The organism is Halapricum hydrolyticum (assembly GCF_025517535.1).
GTDB lineage: Archaea > Halobacteriota > Halobacteria > Halobacteriales > Haloarculaceae > Halapricum > Halapricum hydrolyticum.
In genome coordinates this window covers 1-17673 of record NZ_JAOPKC010000024.1, presented here as the reverse complement: position 1 = coordinate 17673, position 17673 = coordinate 1, and the positions used below count along the sequence as shown (strand labels likewise).

Annotated in this window: 16 protein-coding genes and 1 pseudogene; 8 read left to right on the top strand and 9 right to left on the bottom strand. The window is 65.2% G+C overall.

What is annotated here, in order from left to right:
- The first annotated feature begins 87 nt into the window (after positions 1 to 87).
- The 3 genes from OB916_RS14560 to OB916_RS14550 all read left to right on the top strand — a co-directional run bounded on the left by OB916_RS14560 (position 88) and on the right by OB916_RS14550 (position 2370).
- A complete protein-coding gene (locus OB916_RS14560) occupies positions 88 to 366 on the top strand; it encodes a hypothetical protein (protein ID WP_315910024.1) in 279 nt (92 codons plus the stop codon).
- A 67-nt stretch (positions 367 to 433) separates the two neighbouring features.
- Positions 434 to 592, top strand: coding sequence for a DUF2080 family transposase-associated protein (locus OB916_RS14555; protein WP_315910023.1), 159 nt, complete (start codon positions 434 to 436; stop codon positions 590 to 592).
- Complete coding sequence (locus OB916_RS14550; protein ID WP_315910022.1) at positions 589 to 2370, top strand: RNA-guided endonuclease InsQ/TnpB family protein; 1782 nt, start codon at positions 589 to 591, stop codon at positions 2368 to 2370. Before OB916_RS14555 ends, OB916_RS14550 begins: the two co-directional genes overlap by 4 nt.
- 35 nt (positions 2371 to 2405) lie before the next feature.
- Here OB916_RS14550 and OB916_RS14545 read toward each other — a convergent pair whose 3' ends face one another.
- Positions 2406 to 4301 (bottom strand): hybrid sensor histidine kinase/response regulator, encoded by a 1896-nt coding sequence (locus OB916_RS14545; protein WP_315910021.1) that lies wholly within the window; start codon positions 4299 to 4301, stop codon positions 2406 to 2408.
- Positions 4302 to 4383: 82 nt separating this feature from the next.
- Positions 4384 to 5490 (bottom strand): tRNA (guanine(26)-N(2))-dimethyltransferase, encoded by a 1107-nt coding sequence (locus OB916_RS14540; RefSeq protein ID WP_315910020.1) that lies wholly within the window; start codon positions 5488 to 5490, stop codon positions 4384 to 4386.
- A 167-nt stretch (positions 5491 to 5657) separates the two neighbouring features.
- Between OB916_RS14540 and OB916_RS14535 the strand changes: the two genes are divergently transcribed.
- Positions 5658 to 6005: a hypothetical protein gene (locus OB916_RS14535; RefSeq protein WP_315910019.1), complete on the top strand. Its 348-nt coding sequence runs from the start codon at positions 5658 to 5660 to the stop codon at positions 6003 to 6005.
- A 17-nt stretch (positions 6006 to 6022) separates the two neighbouring features.
- Here the strand turns inward: OB916_RS14535 and OB916_RS14530 are convergent, their stop codons facing one another.
- From OB916_RS14530 to OB916_RS14520, 3 genes are all read right to left on the bottom strand, one after another.
- Positions 6023 to 7858: a PAS domain-containing protein gene (locus OB916_RS14530; RefSeq protein WP_315910018.1), complete on the bottom strand. Its 1836-nt coding sequence runs from the start codon at positions 7856 to 7858 to the stop codon at positions 6023 to 6025.
- Positions 7859 to 7927: 69 nt separating this feature from the next.
- The gene (locus OB916_RS14525; RefSeq protein WP_315910017.1) at positions 7928 to 9781 is read right to left on the bottom strand and encodes a PAS domain-containing sensor histidine kinase; all 1854 of its coding nucleotides are present in this window, start codon (positions 9779 to 9781) and stop codon (positions 7928 to 7930) included.
- 78 nt (positions 9782 to 9859) lie between these two features.
- Entirely contained in the window at positions 9860 to 10687 is an 828-nt protein-coding gene (locus tag OB916_RS14520) for a DUF6159 family protein (protein WP_315910016.1), read from the bottom strand.
- A 153-nt stretch (positions 10688 to 10840) separates the two neighbouring features.
- On the opposite strand from OB916_RS14520, the gene OB916_RS14515 reads away from it, so the two are divergent.
- A complete protein-coding gene (locus tag OB916_RS14515; protein WP_315910015.1) occupies positions 10841 to 11767 on the top strand; it encodes a calcium/sodium antiporter in 927 nt (308 codons plus the stop codon).
- A gap of 97 nt (positions 11768 to 11864) precedes the next feature.
- Here OB916_RS14515 and OB916_RS14510 read toward each other — a convergent pair whose 3' ends face one another.
- A complete protein-coding gene (locus OB916_RS14510) occupies positions 11865 to 12917 on the bottom strand; it encodes an NAD(P)-dependent alcohol dehydrogenase (RefSeq protein WP_315910014.1) in 1053 nt (350 codons plus the stop codon).
- A 255-nt stretch (positions 12918 to 13172) separates the two neighbouring features.
- On the opposite strand from OB916_RS14510, the gene OB916_RS14505 reads away from it, so the two are divergent.
- Positions 13173 to 14042, top strand: coding sequence for a ZIP family metal transporter (locus OB916_RS14505; protein ID WP_315910047.1), 870 nt, complete (start codon positions 13173 to 13175; stop codon positions 14040 to 14042).
- Positions 14043 to 14059: 17 nt separating this feature from the next.
- On the opposite strand, the gene OB916_RS14500 is transcribed toward OB916_RS14505, so the two are convergent.
- A complete protein-coding gene (locus tag OB916_RS14500; RefSeq protein ID WP_315910013.1) occupies positions 14060 to 14683 on the bottom strand; it encodes a TetR/AcrR family transcriptional regulator in 624 nt (207 codons plus the stop codon).
- 93 nt (positions 14684 to 14776) lie between these two features.
- Here OB916_RS14500 and OB916_RS14495 point away from each other — a divergent pair, with 93 nt between their 5' ends.
- Complete coding sequence (locus OB916_RS14495) at positions 14777 to 15118, top strand: thioredoxin family protein (protein ID WP_315910012.1); 342 nt, start codon at positions 14777 to 14779, stop codon at positions 15116 to 15118.
- Here the strand turns inward: OB916_RS14495 and OB916_RS14490 are convergent.
- Entirely contained in the window at positions 15115 to 15816 is a 702-nt protein-coding gene (locus OB916_RS14490; RefSeq protein ID WP_390884090.1) for a DUF7530 family protein, read from the bottom strand. The genes OB916_RS14495 and OB916_RS14490 overlap by 4 nt on opposite strands.
- 110 nt (positions 15817 to 15926) lie before the next feature.
- On the bottom strand, positions 15927 to 16817 hold the full coding sequence (locus OB916_RS14485) for an NAD(P)H-binding protein (protein WP_315910010.1): 891 nt from the start codon (positions 16815 to 16817) through the stop codon (positions 15927 to 15929).
- 161 nt (positions 16818 to 16978) lie between these two features.
- Here OB916_RS14485 and OB916_RS14480 point away from each other — a divergent pair.
- Positions 16979 to 17673: pseudogene (locus OB916_RS14480) on the top strand (RNA-guided endonuclease InsQ/TnpB family protein); the annotation flags it as partial.

Here is a 17673-nt window from a genome sequence, read left to right as displayed (position 1 = left end):
CTCGATCGTGGCGCCGCTTCTCGGTTCGCGATCGCGCTGACGCACGTCTGACGGTGTTTTATGGTAGCGTGTCACATGGATAACGGTATGGCGGCCCAAGAGGACTCTGGTGAGGACCGAGTGGCGGGGGTCACTATCCCGGAGCCGCATCGCGTCATCGACCACCGGAGCGTCGAGCAGACGACTGCGACGAGTGACGAGTCGCCTTCGGCAGCCGAAATGGATTGCAGGTGGATCGAAGCGATGCGGGAGCGACTCCGCCGGGAGACGGCTGCGGAGGAGACGTTTGTCTGGACGGACGAGGACGACCGGATCGCGGCGTTTCTCGAGCGCGAAGGGTTGTGTTACTGTTGCGAGATTCAGTAGTATTCGGTCGTATCCGGTAGTCTTTCATAGCGGAGCGCTTAACTATATGTATGGCATATAGAACGGTATGGGCGACAGGTACGAGATTGAAGGCGAAGAAATCGTTGAACGGCAAGTCAAACCATTTGGGAGTGGCGGCGCGCATGTCACAGCCCCGAAAGACTGGATCGGTGCAACCGTTAAACTCGTCCGCACTGCCGAGCCTGCCCCCGAAGACGACGAATGACCCACCTCACCGAACAGTTCCACGTCCCCGACGAGTATCACGAGGCGTGTGACCGCCTCACCACGCTCGTCGAAAAACACACTCGGCGACTGCTCGCTGACGACTACTGGAGCGACGACCATCTTGACGCCATCAGTGACCATACGGGCCAGTCCTACACCTACATTCGAGACGACGACCACGACGCCTTCGAGAGCGTCGACGAATACGTCTACAGTCGATTCAAGCGGTGTGTCTACCACCGCGTCACGCACATTCTTGATGCCCACGCCGACGAGTTCCACGCCTTCCAGTTCGTGACCGAAACTGTTGCCGAGCGCAAAATTCGACGCATTGGGTGGCAGAGACTCCGCACACGACTGTACGACGAGGAGTCGTCATACATCGAATGGCGCGTCTTGGAGTCCGTTGTCGACCAACTCAACACCTACTACGACACACATGGACGGTTCCCCGAGGCGTACACGGAACTCGTCGGGACGCCCGATCCCAACGGCACACTCCCGTATGCACCGGACACAGGCGACTACCACATCCACGAACTATCGATTGAAGACGGCGACCTTTGCTTTGTAGTGAACGCGCCGGACTCACTCTCGCCGGACAGCTACCACGACTGGACAGACCACGAAATCCGCTTCCCCACCCACGCACGGTTCAGCGAGATGCTCGACACGGGAGACGTGAAAGCTCCCACACTCCACGCATCCGAGCATGGGTACACACTTGACGTGCCCGTTGCTGTGCCCGAACAGAACGCTGAGACGGTTGCCGACCGTGTGTTGGCGGTGGATCTCGGCGTGAAGAAACAGGCCACCGTGGCCGTGCTCGACGCCGGTGATGACAGTCATCACGAGCAGGTTACGCCACCGGAGTTTATCGATCACCCAGCCAAAGACAAACTGTTCCGTCTCAAGGCTGACGCCGAGGGCATCAACGACCGACTGGCAGCACTTCGACGACAGGGCACTGCCCACACGGAACGGTTCACCCACTTGCTCAGTGAGTACCGCCAGACACGGCGGAAAGAGCGCCGGTTGCGTGAGCAAATCCAGCACGACGTAGCGAACCAGTTGGTGTGGTTGGCGATAGAGTACGGCTGTGAAACCATCGTGTTCGAGTCACTCGGGCAAATCGACGCACCAGAGACGAGCGGTTCAGTTGCGTGGTCGATCTCCTCGTGGGCTCGCGGCGAACTCCTCGATCGCGTCGGATACAAAGCCGAGTTGGTGGGGATCGACTTCGAGACGGAGAACCCGTGGGGAACGAGCCGACACTGTCCGCGATGTGGCGAGCGTGGGGAGACAGTGAAAGCACCAGACAACCACACTGAGTGCCGTCACGGCGGGCACTTTCACTGTCCTGAGTGTGGGTACGAGTGCGACCGCGATGTGGTCGGGGCAATCAACGTCGGACGGAAACACCTCTCAGACGCACAGATGGAGACGGCGAACCCTGCCGCCTATATGGAGGCGGGGAAGCACGCCAGTTTTCCATCACCGCGAGGTGCCCGTTCTACTGGCGGTGAGCGAAGCGAGGCTTCGCGAGCCTCAGAAACGCTTGCCGTTTCTGGCGTTCAGTCCGCGACCGACCAACAGGATGTGGCGAGCGGTCGTCAGACCCACCTGTCCCAGTACCGTGCTCCGTCACTCACTGTGAAACGGAGCGGGACAGACACGGGTGGACTGCCACACAATCACGGTAGTAACACGGGCGAGCGGACGCCCAGCGGTAGTGTGACACGGCACGTACTCGCCAGTGCTCCCGATTATGGGTGAATGCTACCAAATGCTACTGAAAATCAGAACGGTAGTTACTGAAGCTCGACGCCGGTGAAATCGAAGCGTGCGCCGCCGGACTTGGAGTCGGTGATCTCGACCGACCAGCCGTGGGCCTGTGCGATCGTCGAGACGATGTACAGCCCGTATCCGGTCCCGTCCGGGGATTGCGAGTAGCCCATCTCGAAGACCCGCTCGCGGATGTCGGGATCGATCCCGTCGCCGCCGTCGGCGACGTAGAACCCGTTTCCGTCGCCGCGGATCCCGACGCGAACCGTCGTGTCCGCTCGCCCCTCAACGGCGTCGTCGGGAGCTTGCGAGTCCGGGCCCGTACCGTGTTCCACCGCGTTGCGAAAGAGGTTCTCAAGGGCCTCGACGAGCCGGTCCCGGTCAGCGACGACCGTTCCAGTTGAGTCGACGGTCAGCGTCGCTCTGGGGGCGTCGACGACTTGCCAGGCGTCGCTGGCGACGGCCTCGAGCGCGACCGGTTCGGTCTCGCCGACGACCTGTCCCCGACGGGCGAGCGTCAGCAGCGCCTCGATGAGGCGCTCCATCCGCTCGAGCGCGTTCTCGATCCGGTCGACGTGCTCGGAATCGGTCTCTTCGGCAAGCAGTTCGGCCGAGGCACTCGCGACGTTCAGAGGGTTGCGCAGATCGTGGCTGACGATACTCGCGAACTCTTCGAGGCGGTCGTTTTGCTCTTCGAGTTCGCGCTCGCGCCCGGCCCGGTCGAGCGCCGCTTCGAGACTCGACGCCAGGATGTTCGCCAGGTCGATACCGAATTCGGTGAACGTGTCGGCGTCCGCAGCGAACCCGAGCGCGCCGTGATCGTCAAGCGGCAGAATCGCGATCGAGATGTCCCGCTCGTCAGTAAACTCACCTGCCGCTTGCCCGCCCGTCGTCAGATACCGCGGCTGTCTGGTCTCGACCACGTCTTCGAATCGATCGCGATAGGTCTCGAACAGCGAGTCGCCGTCGTCGATCGAGAGCGGTTCGAGCTCGCCCGTCGCATCGTCGGACAGCACGACCTGGATCCGCGAGACGACCGGAATGTCCTCGGTCAGCCCCATCGCGGCCCGACCGATCTCCGCCTTCGACTCCATGCGCACGAGGTGCTCGGTCGCCGCGTGGACCTCTCTGACCATGTACTCCTTGCGCTTCTCCTCGGTCACGTCGCGGCTCGACCCGACGATCCCGATCGGTTCGCCTTCCTCGTCGTATCGCGGGGCCTTCGTGATCGAGACCCACCTGTCACGCCCCTGATCGTCGACGTAATGCTCGATACGCTCGATCTCGGGCTCGCCACTCGCGAGCAGCGCTTGCTCCTCCTCGTAGGTCTGTCTCGCGGTCTCCGGGTCCAGGATGTCGTAGTCGGTCAGGCCGACGATCTCCGATCGCGCGAGGTCGTACTCCCGTGCCGTCGCCGCGCTCGCCCCCTCGAACCGGCCTACGTCGTCCTTTAGAAACAGCTGATGGGGATAGTACTCGAACAGCGATTCGAGCAGCTCGCTGTCCGTCCGCGGGTCGACCTCCATTCCTGCGGCGCTTCGCAACTGTCGGTAGACCAGTTCCGGCGCCTCGGGAACGCCCTTGATCGTGTCGATCCCGCGTTCGATCGCGTCCTTCAGACGTTCGTTGTCCCAGTTGTAGTCGTAGACGGCCACTGGCGTCTCCGGCAACGATTCGCGGGCCCGCTCGTAGGCGTCGATACCGTCGATCGCGGGCTCGTGTTCGGCCTCCAGGGCACCGAGCACGACCAGGAGATCCACGCGCTCGGCGCGCGCGGTCTCGACTGCGTCGGCCACTGACGGCACCGATTGAACCTCGATCGGATCCGGGTACTCCCTGAGCGTCTCGATGACGGAGTCGATCCGTCCGTCCGGATCGACGAAAAGTGCGTGTAACGTCCCGACCGACGGCTCGACGCCCATCTGTATATCAGTATTTAGCACCCCTTATGAAAAATACTGCCGTGCAAATATCACGTTAGAGAACAGCAGTCAGACGAGCGATTCACCCCGGGTGGATCGCCTCGTCGATCTCGGCCACGTCGGCGTCGGTCTTGAACGTCGTCCCGCCGTAGTGGGTGCGCGACGCCTCGTAGCCCGCGTCCCGCAGTCGCTCGAGGAAATCGTCCATCGCCATCGCGCCCTCGCCCCAGCGCTTCGCGAGCCGATGCTGGTCGTAGTGTGTCGGTGTCTCCAGCTCGGCGGCCAGCCGTTCGGTCAGCGCCCGCGCTTCGTCGGCGGTGCCCATCTCGTCGGTCACGCTGTCGCCGACCCGTTCGACGAACGCCCGATCGTGGACCGCACCGAGCCAGAGCGGGCCGGCCGTCTGGAGGTGCTCACTACAGTGAGGGCACTCGGCGGGCGGATCGGGGATCAGGCCGTCCTCGTGGGTGCGCCACAGGCAGTGCTGGCAGTGATGGACGTACCCGAGCTGGTCGATAGCCTCGTTGGCGACCCTCGCACCGTCCTCCAGGGCGAGGTAGGTCCGGACGTAGTGTTTGGTCGCGTGGGTCATGACTGGCGTGATCGCCCGGTCGTAGCGGGCGGCGGTCCGGGCCAGTGCCGACAGCAGGATCCGGACGCCCATCTCCTGGTGGTATTCGGTGTTTCGAGGGACGGCGCTGTAGGATCGCACGCCGCTCTCGAAGTGTGCGCCACACAGCGGCGCGGTGTCAGTCGCGGTGACACAGAGGAGGTCGATCGCGCTCCGGGCGGCGGCGTCGGCGAAGGGGATCGGCGTCCCGAACGGGTCCAGGTCCACGATATCGAAGCGTCGCTCGTGCATGAGCGCGTTGGCGTCGCGCTGGACGACCTCGCCCGAGAGGTCGTTACGGTCGAGGTTCGTCCGACAGAGTTCGGCCGCTGCCTCGTCGCGATCACACAGCGTGACGTCCCAGCCGTCGGCGGCGGCCCGAACCCCGCGGACGCCGCTTGCAGCGGTCGCGTCCAGATACGTCTCGGCGTGTTCGAAGCGCCCGCGGGCGGCTCGCAGGACGGCGACGGTCAGGTCGCGGTTCAGCTCCTGGACGGGGTTGTAGAAGACGCCGTCACCGATCCCGTCCTCGGTCTGCTCGGGCACTTCGATCTCGACGCTGCCCTCCGTGACGCGCATACCGGTGCTCGAAGAGCGGCAAGGAAAGCCGTTGCGTTCTGAGACGGACTGTCGTACCGATTTACCGCTCCGATCGCACGTGTCGTGCGGTCGATGCGGAACCGACTGACAACAGTCCGTGTGGACGGTGCCGAAGCGTTTTGTCCTCGCTGTCCATAGCCCGGGGTGTGAACGCGGTCGAGCAGTGGCGGGCAGCCCTCGCCGAGGCCGGCGAACTCGACGCGGACGTAGTCGACCGTATCACGTCGCTGCATGGCTCCCGTGGCGTCCAGGCGATCGAGGCCGTCGCCGAGGGGCGAGTCAAGCAGTACAACGACTTCACGGTCGTTGTCGGCCACGACGACGAGTACATCGTCGAGGACGACGGCTGCACCTGCAAGGATGCCGAGTACAATCTCGATTCCGAGGACCCGACCGAGCTGTGCTGGCACGCCCTCGCCGTGAAAATCGCCCGCGAGATCGACGCCGTCGACGACCACGACATGTTCTACTCCGAAGTTCGGGATCTGCTCTGAGGACGACGGGAGAACCGCTATGTGGATTCGACCGTCACGCCATCGAAGACGACTCGCGTCTCCGATTCAGCGATCTCGACGGCCACGTCCCACCCCAGCGCCTCCGCGAGCACCGAGACGAGGTAGAGGCTGCCCTCGCCCTCGTCCGCGCGTTCAGAATAGACTGGCTCGAAGAGGTCGTCGGCGTCGGGATCGAGTCGCGGGTCGGCGTCGTCGGCCACGTAGAACTCCTCCTCCACGACGCCGATTTCGACGGTCGCGGTCGGCTCGCGGGCGGCGACGTTCCGGAACAGCACCGACAGCACCTCGGTCAGCGCGTCGGCGTCGGCCACTACCGTCGCGCCCGTGTCTGCCAGCACCGTCAGCTCGTTCGTGACCGATTCTGCGGCCGTGCCCGCGGCCGAGGCCAGCGCCACTTCCTCGCTCCCGCGGGTCATCGATCCCGTGCGGGCCAGCGTCATCAGCTGTGAGGTGAGCCGGTCCATCCGTTCGAGCGTCGCCAGCGCCGTCTCGCCGGCCGTCTCGTCGCCCGCCAGCGCCCGCTCGGTCGCGCCAACCGCGATCTGGAGGTTGTTCCGGAGTTCGTGGGAGCCGATCCGGGCGAACTGTTCGATCCGCTCCGCCTGGCGCGTGGCCCGTCGCTGGTTTTGATAGCGATCGAGCACGGCTTCGACGTTCGCGGCCAGAATGTGGGTCAACTCGATCGTGAACGATTCGAGCACGCCCCCGACGGTTTCGATTCCGAACGCGCCGTGCTCGCCCAGCGGCAGGCGGGCCCCGACGACGCCCCGATCCGGGAGCCACGTGTCCTCGTAGGCCTGTCGCTCGGGACCGGTCAAGATCGAGCCGTCGTCGGCGAGATACAGCGTTTCGTCGGTCTCGATCGCGCGCTCGAAGGTCGTTTCGTCCCAGGCGATCGCTCCGTTTCCGGTGGCTTCGACAACCTGCCCGTCGTCACAGTCGACGACGATCCGCGCGTCCGGTAGCGCGTCGATTTCCTCGACGACGCCGATCGCTTCGGCGGCGATTGCCCGACAGTCCTCGGCGCGGATCAGTCGTCTGCTGGCCCGGTGCAGCGTCGCCAGTGCGTGCTCCTGACGCTTGAGGAAGGTCACGTCTCGGACGTCCCCGACCAGTCCAAGTAGCTGTCCGTCCTCGTCGTATCGGGGGGCTTTGGTCGTCGAGACCCACCTGTCCTCGCCGTTCTCGACGTAGTGTTCGACGTTCTCGAACAGCGTCTCCCCTCGCGCGAGCAGTTCCTGTTCCTCCTCGTAGAGCCGATCCGGCAACTCGCCGGGAAACAGCTCGTAGTCGGTCAGGCCGACGCGCTGGTGACGACTCATCTCGCGGTTGTCCAGCGAGTGTTCGGAGATACTGACGAACCGCCCCGCACAGTCCTTGAGATAGATCGTCTCGGGATAACTCTCCAGCAGGGATTCGAGCTGTTTCCCGGGCGGTTCGACGGAATCGAGGCCACAGAGCCGGTCGATCCGCGCTGCGAGCAGCGCCTCCCGCTTCGGCGGCACCCTGATCACGTCCTCGACGCCCGCGTCGAGCAACTCGTTGACGCGTGCTCGTTCCGGGTGGCGGACGTACAGCGCGACCGGCGGCCGCGAGTCGAACGCCTCGGCGACCCGATCGAACGTCGCCAGCCCGTCCTGCTCGGGATGGTCCTCGGTCGCAGGCGCGTCGATCGCCAGTACGGCGGCCACGTCTGACCGGTTGGCCTCGGCCAGTTGCTCGACTCGGCGGATCGGCTCGCGTCCCGCCCGACGGAGCGCCGCCGTGATCGGCTCGAGTCTGCCGTCGGGATCGATCACCAGCAGCGTCCCCGGCAACTCACCGCCTGGCATAGCGAAGTCTGTGGGAATTCGGCACAGACACACAAAAGACTCCCGGCCTCCGCACAGACACCGGACAGGTCACTGCACGTGAGCGATGTCGACGCCGTGAAACGCAAAGCGCGTGCCGCCGCAGTCGCTGGGTTCGACCTCGATATCCCAGCCGTGGGCGTCCGCGATCGCGGAGACGAGATAGATACTGTCGCCTTCCGGCTGCCCGTCGGAATGGGTCGGTTCGAACAGCTCTGCGGGCTCGACCGCAGAGGCGTCGTCTTCGAGGACGAAGCCGTCCGGGAGCGTCCCGACGCGCACGTGCTCGCTCCCGGCGGTGTCGACGATCGTCCGGAACAACATCTCGAAGACCTCGAGCAGCGCGTCCCGATCGGCCGTGACGACCGCGTCGTCCTCGACGACGAGCGTCATCTCCGCCGTCCCGGTCACCCCCCACGCCGTCTCGGCGACCCCGGACAGTGCAACCGCTTCCGTGGATCGACTCACAGACCCCGTCCGGGCCAGCGTGAGCAACTGTGAGACGAGCCGATCCATCCGGGAGAGCGTCTCGATCACCTCCTCGATCGCGTCGAGGTCGTCTTCGGCACGCGCCCGCCCGGCCGTTCCGAGTGCGATCTGCAACCGGTTGCGGAGTTCGTGTGAACTCAACGCGGCGAATTCTTCAAGGCGTTCCGACTGGGCGGTGAGCTGGCGCTCCTGTTCTGCCCGGTCGAGCGCGGCTTCGACGTTCGACGCCAGGACGTGCGCGAGTTCGATCGTGAACGGATCGATCACCCCGTCGCCGCTGTCAAGGCCCAGCACGCCGTGATCGCCGAGCGGAAGCCGCAACCCACACACGCGGCCGATGCCGTCCGGCAACTTCAGCTCGCGATGGTCATGCTCGTCGATCTCGACCGGGACGAACTCGCCAGCTTCCGTCCGGTAGTGTGGCGTCCGTGTCGCCGCGGCGTGCTGGAACGACTGCCCGTCCCAGTCGACGCCGTCGGTCTCGGCCACTGTCCGGAGCCCACCGGCCTCTACGTCGAACAGGTCGACCCGCGCCCGCGGCAAGCCGCCCATTTCCGTGGCGATTTCGACCGCCGTTTGGCCGACTTCCCTCGGTGACGTGGTGCGCACGAGCCGTCTACTCGCCTCGTGGAGCGTCGCCATCGCGCGCTCCTGCCGTTTGATCGACGTGACGTCCTTGACGTTTCCGACCAGCCCGAGCAGCTCTCCGTCGCTGTCGTACCGGGGAACCTTCGTCGTCGAGACCCACCTGCTTTCGCCGTCCTCGACGAAGTGTTCGATCTTCTCGACGATCGATTCGCCGGTTTCGAGGAGCCGTTGTTCTTCCTCGAACAGTTCGTCCGCGAGCGGGCGCTCGTAGAGCTCGTAGTCGGTGAGTCCGGCGACCTGCTGGCGGTCGAGTCCCGTGCCCTCGAACCCCCTGCCCCGGGTCACGTTGACGAACCGACTGAATCGATCCTTGAGATACACCTTGTTGGGATAGTACTCGAGAAACGACTGGAACTGCGTCTGTATCGGTTCGTCGTCGACGACGCCGGCGAGAGCGCGAATTTGTCGGGCGAGCAGCGATGACCGTTCCGGCGGCACACGAATGACCACATCGGCACCCGCGTCACGCAGGCGGGCGACCGTCATCACGTCCTGATCGAGCGCGTAGACTCCGACTGGCACGTCAGCACGTGCGTCGCGGACGGTCTCTATCGCGTCGATGCCGTCGATCCGCCCCCCATCACCTGAACCCGGGTCGTGCGCGACGAGTACGCAGGCGACCGGCCCCGCGACTGCCGCGACCGCTGACGCCTGCTCGACGGTCCGCACGTCGTCGAACTCCGTGCCGATGGCGTCCGCGACGGGTTCGAGCCGGCCGTCCGGATCGACGACGACCACGGAACCGGGAAGCGCTTGGTCCGCAGGCATTTGTTACGCTCGTGTGTGGATGCCAACCCTGATAAGCGTCCCGAGTCGAGAGTTTGTCACGGATCTCTGCCTGTATCCCTAGATGCGGCTGCCGACACCCGATCGACTCGCCTGGCTGCCTGCGTCACCACCCAGTTTCGAGAAGTCCATGTCTTCGAAGAACTCCGGCGCAGTCTGCTCGGTCGCGTAGACGTACAGCGCGGTCTTGGCGATGCCGGTCAGAGACTTGCCGATAAGCAGCCCGAGGACAATCCCGCTGAGTCCGACGACGATCGCAACGGCGACGCCGGCGCCCGAGGGGACGACGAGGAAGGTGACGACGCCGAGCAGCGCGCCGACCAGCACGAGTGCGAACGTGACGAGATTGATCGCGCCCATCGCGCCGATGGACTCGCCCCAGGTATTCTTGAAGGTCCGGGCACTCTCCTCGAACATCCCCGAGATAGAGGTGTCCTCGAAGACGATCACCGGGACGACGAAGTAGGTTATCACCGACCAGGCGACGGCGAACAGCCCGGCGAGAAGCTCGGCGACGATGTTGTCCTGGGACTCGATCGCCTGGATGAGCACGCCGACGACCGCCGCGATCACCGACCAGACCAGTAACGGCCACTTGTGGTCCCAGGCCTGTCTCATGGCGTCGGTGACCGTCGGCGTCTCACCGTGGAAGACGGCTCGCGTCGCCGCGACCAGCGCCGCCGCGAAGAAGGAAGCGACCAACGTCTCGACGAGGTAGATGGCGAACAACGCGACGTACAGAGCCACGCCGCCGCTGTCGTAGACGCCGCCGGCGTACAGCGCGCCGAACAGCGTCGCGACGAACGCGATACCTGCGATCCCGCCCAACAGCGGCAAGATCAGGAGATTCGGGTACGTACGCAGCACGCGACCGCTCCGACGTGCCATACCGAACCCGACCTTGAACCGTCTGAACACCCCGAACATGGTCGTTTGGAGGATTGACTACACACGATCTTGAAAGTACCCGATCACTCACTCGCGAAATTACCTGATAGCTTACCCACGTCTTTTCGGTGGGGCCGGTCCAAGCGACCGGTGATGGGCGCCCTCACGCTCGACGTTGCCGTGATCGTCGCGACGATCGGTGGGCTCTGGATCGGCGCGCGGTTGCTGGTCGACGGCGCGTCGGCACTGGCGACGCGGCTGGGCGTCAGTCGCGTCGTCGTCGGGCTGACCGTCGTCGCGTTCGGGACCTCGATGCCGGAGTTCGCCGTCACCACCGAGGCGGCGCTGGCCGGCCGCGGGGACATCGCCGTCGGCAACGTCGTCGGCTCGAACGTGTTCAACCTCGGGTTCGTCCTCGGAACGACGGCACTGCTCGGGACGCTCGATCGGACGCGCCGACTCGTCCGTCGGGACGGCGTCGCGCTCGCGCTGGCCGCCGCCGCGCTGCTCGTCCTGATCCAGGACGGACGATTCACTCAACTAGAAGGAGGGTTGTTCCTGCTGGGACTGCTCGTCTACCTCGTGATCCTGGTCCGCGGCGGCGTGGTCGAGACTGTCGCCGAGCCGGCCGAGCCAACGCGACCGCTTGTCGACGCCGCTCGCCTCCTCGCTGGTCTCGTACTGGTCGTCGGAAGCGCCCGACTGCTGGTCACCAGTGCCTCGACTATCGCGGCGGCCGCGGGCGTCTCCGAGTGGGCGATCGGCGTCACCGTCGTCGCCGCCGGGACGTCGACGCCCGAGCTGGTGACTGCGCTGGTCGCCGCCAGACGAGGCCACTCCGGGCTGTCGGTCGGCGGTCTCCTCGGGAGCGACCTGTTCAACATCCTGGGCGTGCTCGGTCTCGCCGGGCTGTTGGGCCCGCTCTCGGTCTCGCCCGAGGCGCCCCGGAGCGTCGTCTGGCTGCTCGGGACGGTCATGCTGGTCGTCGCGCTGCTGTGGACCGGCCGACAGCTGACTCGGCTGGAAGGAGCCGCGTTGCTCGTGCTCGCGGGGATCCGATGGGCGATCAATCTCCTGTGACGGCGATAGACGTGCCGACGTACTCGACCGAGACGACCGACAGAAGTCGCTGCACTCAGCTGCTACAACGACAAAAAACGGGACGGTGCTGCGCCGATCAGTCGAAGCGGATCAGCGGCTTGATGATGTCGTCGTCTTTGGCTTCCATCATCTCGAAGGCCTCTTTGATGTCCTCGAAGTCGAACTCGTGGGTCGTCATCTTCGTCGGGTCGACCTTGCCCTGTTCGAGCAGCCGCAGCAGCCGTCGGATGCGCAGGCGGCCGCCCGGACAGAGGTCGGTGACGATGTCGATCTCGGCCATCCCGACGCCCCACTCCTCGCGAGGGATGCGCCGGAACTCGCCATCGCCGTGATAGCCGACGTTCGAGACTGTCCCGCCGGGCTTGGTGACCTTGATGCAGTCCTGGAGGGTCTGGTCGGCACCGAGCGCCTCGATCGCGGCGTCGACGCCCTTGCCGTCGGTCAACTCCATGATCTGCTCGACCGGATCCCCGTCCTCGAAGTCGACGATGTCGGTGGCTCCGTACTCGCGAGCCAGTTCCTTCCGGTTCTCGACGGTCTCGACGGCGATGATCCGCCCGGCACCCTGGAGTTCCGCACCCTTCGTCGCCATCATCCCGACCGGGCCCTGGGCGAAGACCGCGACGGTCCCGCCCATCGGGATGTCGGCGTTCTCCGCGCCCGCGAAGCCGGTCGAGAGCATGTCGGCTGTGTAGGCCGCCTCGTGGTCGGTGACGCTGTCTGGGATGTGTGCGAGGTTCCCGTCGGCGTCGTTGATGTGAGCGTACTCGGCGAACGTGCCGTCCTTGACGTTGGCGAACTTCCAGCCACCCAGCGCCCCGTTGGACTGTGAGGGGTGACCGTCCTGTGCGGCCTCGGAGTTCCAGTCCGGCGTGATCGCGCCGACGGCCACACGGTCGCCCGGCTCGAAGTCCTCGACCTCCTCGCCGACTTCGTCGACGACGCCGACGATCTCGTGGCCCAGCGTGAGGTCCTCGCGGTCGCCGATCGCACCGTGGACCGTGTGTGTGTCCGACGTGCAGATCAACCCCACCGTGGGCTTGAGGATCGCGTCCATCGGCCCGGGCTCGGGCCGTTCCTTCTCGATGACGGCGGTCTCCCCGATCTCTTTCATAACGAAGGCTTTCATTGACATCTTTCCACATACCCCTTCGAACGCGAGCAACAAATAACTAAGGTACGAGTAAATACTTCTGGTATCTGTGACGCGGCTCCTCGCGACCGAGTGCGAAGCCGACGCGGGGCTGCAGGAACGGAGCTAGCGGCCGGGCAGCGACCGCCGCCTATCCGCCCGCCAACCGGATAGTTTCATACGCGGGGGATGCGTATCCCGAATCGTGACCCGGGCATTGTCACCAGCGGAGCAACGTGAGGGGCCGCCGTGATCGTCGGAAGCGTCGCGACGGAGTTCACCGACCTCTTCGGGTCGAATCCCGTCGTCCACGGGCTGGTCGGCGGACTCTTCATCGCGACGATGAACCTGATCGGGGCGTCGCTGGTGCTGGTCTGGCGCGATCCCAGCGAGCGAACGCTCGACGGCGCGCTCGGGTTCGCCGCGGGCGTGATGATGGCTGCCGCGTTCACCAGTCTCATTCTCCCCGGGATCGACGCGACCGAGGTCGTCGTTCCCGGCGTGGCCGCTGACGGATTGGTGCAGCCACTGCCGGTCCTCTTTGGGGTGTTGCTGGGTGCGCTCGCGCTCGACCGGAGTGACGTGATCGTACCACACGCTCACTACCTGCTGACCGGCCGAAAGCGTCGCGACGCGGCCGGCCCGGGCGAAACCGTCCCCTCGGTCGACGATCCGCGAGTGGCCTCGGTCGTCCTGTTCATCCTCGCGATCACGCTGCACAACATGCCGGAAGGGCTCGCCGTCGGGGTCGGATTCGGGTCGGGCAACGTCGCGGACGCTCTGCCGTTGATGCTCGCGATCGGCATCCAGAACGTTCCGGAGGGGCTTGCCGTCTCGGTCGCGGCGATCAACGCGGGCCTCAACCGGCGCGCGTACGCGATCTTCGCCGGGATCCGGGCCGGCGTCGTCGAGGTCCCGTTGGCGGTCGCCGGCGCGGCAGCCGTGGTGGTGTTCGAACCGCTGTTGCCCTACGCGATGGGCTTTGCCGCCGGCGCGATGTTGTTCGTCATCAGCGACGAGATCGTCCCCGAAACCCACACGCGGGGCAACGAACGGATCGCAACGCTCGGACTGATGGTCGGCGTCGTCCTGATGCTCTATCTCGACGTCGCCCTCGGGTAGGTCCGGCGAACCGGATTTCAGGCCCGAAGTGGTTCGAGCACCCGTTCGAGCAACGCGTCGTGAACGGTCTCGGCGATGTCCTCGCGCTCGGTGGTGACGTGGTTGACGCGTGCGCCTTTGATCGCCGCCATGATATGCACCGCAGTCCGATTGGCGTCGACTGGTTCGAAGACGCCCTGTTCGATTCCGTCCTCGATGATGTCTGCGTAGAGCTGCCGGACGTACTCGTAGTTGGCGGTGAACTGCTCTTTGAACGTCTCGTTGTGCGGCGCGTGGGACTGTATCTCGAGTAGCATCGCGTGATACTCCCAGTGGCCACCGGAGTCTCCGTCGCGGCCGTTCGGTCCGAACAGTTGGGCCTCCGTCAGCGCCCGCAATCGCGCCTCGGGATCGCCCTCCGGACCGGTATCGACCTCTTCGATGAACTCCGCGAGCAGGTACGACAGCGTCTCCGCGAGCAGCTCCTCTTTCGTGTCGAAGTGGTAGTGCAGTGCCGCCTTGCTCTTCTCGGACTCGTCGGCGATCGCCTGCATCGTCAGGTCGGCGAAACCGTGCTTGCACATCGCGTCCCGCGTCGCTTCGATCAGCTCCCGTCGCGTCTCGCTGATCTCCCCCGCGGAATCCCCAGTCGATGTGTCCATTCCTGACTAACCGATCAGTCAAAGAGAAAAAAGAACCTTCCGATTCGCGAGAGACCGTAGCACTCACACCGCTCGGGCACGTTTCGGTCAGTAATGAGTGTAACATTCGACGCGGAACAGCCCCCTGACCGACCCATTGATCTGGCCGACAGCGAGGCGTTAATGGAATTCGTCGAGACCTACGAGGACGTCCTCGTCGAGTTCTATACCGACGGGTGTGGCGTCTGCGCGTCGATGGAGCCGGTCCTGAGCGGTGTCGCTCGGGCGGGCGTCGTCGTGGGGACGATCAACCCTCGGGACGACCCGCCGCTGGTCGACGAGTACGAGATCGCGAGCGTCCCGACGTTCGTCCGGTTTCGCGACGGCGAGCCGATCGATCGGCTCGCCGAAGGGTTCGTCCCCGGTGAGCAACTGCAGGCGTTCGCACAGGGCTAGGCGCGCCGCCACAGCAACAGTACAGAGAGCCCGGACACCAGCATTACTGCCAGGACGTGCCCGGTCACCAGCAGCTGCAGGAGTCGCTGTCCGCTCAGAAACGGTAACAGCACGACCTGGACGGTGGCGAACCCGATCGTGACGAGATCGATCTCGATCAGGGCGCGCCTGGTCGGGCGATCGAACCGGTCGGCGAACAGGACCGACCGCCACAGGCCGACGACGCTGGCCCACCAGCCAGTGCCGATGCGATAGCAGACGTCCCACAGCACCAGCAGGGTGAAATACACCGCGACCACCGACGGTTCCGGCCCGAGAAGCGCCTCGAGCAGCGGCTGCCCGGACTGGCGGGGCTCGGCCACGAACAGATACGTGAGTAGTCCGACGTAGGAGAACACGCCCAGCACGATTTCGACCTGCGTGCCGAACAGGGCGTGGGTGTACCGCTGTGGTACGTCGAGTTCCCGGATGCGCCGGCCGAGCGTCAGCATGAGGACGCTTCCGGCCGAGACGACGGTGACGGCGGCCAGCCCTGCGGGCGCGGCCGCCCAGCGATCGGTGAGCGCCGCGAGCACGACGACTCCGAGCCCGAACAGCACGAGCTGGATGGTCATCGCCTGCGTCCGAGAGAACTCCACGCCCGGGATCGCGCCGACGATACTCTCGTAGACCCATCGATCTTCGCGACCCGCGGGAATGTCGTCCCGACTCCCGGTCGCGTCAGCCGGTGTCCCGTCCCCGACTGGGTCGGCCGGCGTATCGCTCCCATTCCCGGCCGTATCTGTCGCTGTGGCTTCGCCGTCGGTGCTCACGCCGAATCCTCCGCCAGCGCGCGCTCGACGGCCTGCTGGAACGGCGTCCGCTCGACCGCGACGTGGCGGTCGATGCTGTCGTCGGTCACGACGACCGGGTTCTTCAGCCCGAGGATCAGCGGATGGGAGATCGATCTGGGGATGTCGGTCACCAGATCAACCCAGTACGAGGAGAGTTTCGGCGACAGCACCGGGACCGGAACGATCAGCGGTCGCGCGTCCATCGCCTCGCCCGTCCGGACGAGCATCTCCTTGTAGGTCAGCACTTCGGGACCGCCGATCTCGTAGGTCCCACCCGCGGTCTCGGGCTCCTCCAGCACGCCCACGAGATACGAGACGACGTCCGCGATCGCGATGGGCTGACACTCGGTGTACACCCAGCGGGGCGCGATCATGACCGGCAGCTTCGCGACCAGCTGGCGGACCATCTGGAAGCTGACGCTGCCCGCGCCGACGATGATCGCCGCCCGCAGCGTCGTCAGGTCGTAACTCCCGCGGGCGAGCAACTGTTCGACCTCCTGGCGCGAGCGCAGGTGTGGCGAGAGGTCGTCCCCGGTCTCGCCCAGGCCGCCCAGGTAGATCACCCGGTCGACGCCGGCCCCGCTCGCGGCCGCCGCGAAGTTGGTCGCAGCCGTCCGATCGCGCTCCTCGAAGTCGCCGCCCGTCTGCAGAGAGTGGACCAGGTAGTAGGCCGCGTCGATGCCGTCGAAGTCGCCGGCTATCGTCTCCGGCTCCAGGAGGTCGCCCTCGACGACGTCGACGCCATCCGGTGGGTCGTATCGATCGGCGTCGCGGGTCATCGCAACGACTTCGTGGCCGGCGTCGAGCAAGGCCGGAACGAGAGAACTCCCGACGAATCCTGTTGCCCCGGTGACGAGTACGCGCATACCCTCTAGAGAGGGCCGGAGCGCAAAAAGCCGCCGGGCGTCGGGTCCCCCTTCGGGCCGATCACAGCGGTAACAGCGCGGAAGCCCACCGGCTTTAGCCGTCCCCAGAACGCTTCGCGTTCTGGTGGGCTGCACAAGACCTTCGGATTACTGTGACGTACATGGCGTGGGAAGCAACTCGAACGGTTCGCGTCCGTCTCGACGTGCCTGACGACCGCAAGAGTGACCTCCACGCCACCAACGACAGGTTCCAGCACTGCGCAAACCGTACCGCAGACTGGGCGTGGCGCTATCCCGAACGAGACTGCGTAACCAGCAAGAGCGAAGCCGAAGCCGCCATCTACGACGACCTTCGTGACGAAACGGACTACCTACACGCGAACCTCGTCCAGAAGGCGATCAAACGCGCCACCGACGACATCGACAATTGCGTTGACCGGCTTGCTGACGGTGAGAACACCAGCAAGCCCCACTACGACACCTTCAGCATCGTCTACGACAAGCGGGCCGCGACCTATTCCCGCGACAAAGTAAGCCTCGCCACCGTCAACGGCAGAGTCGAATGCGAATACGACCTCCCCGAGGACCCTGCCGGTACACCACATGGTGAGTACCTGCTGAACGATGACTACTCTTTTTCGACCAGCACCGTCCACTACGACAGCGAAGCCGACGAGTTCTACCTGCACGCCGTGATGGAGCGGGAACTTGACGTTGCCCGTCCTGAGAAAGCCGAGCATTCGAAAGTGCTTGGCGTGGACTGCAACGTCGATGACCACATTGCAGTGACCTCAACGGGTGCGTTCGTCGGGAACGCTGACGACCTCAATCATCAACGCCGCGAGTTCGAGAAGCG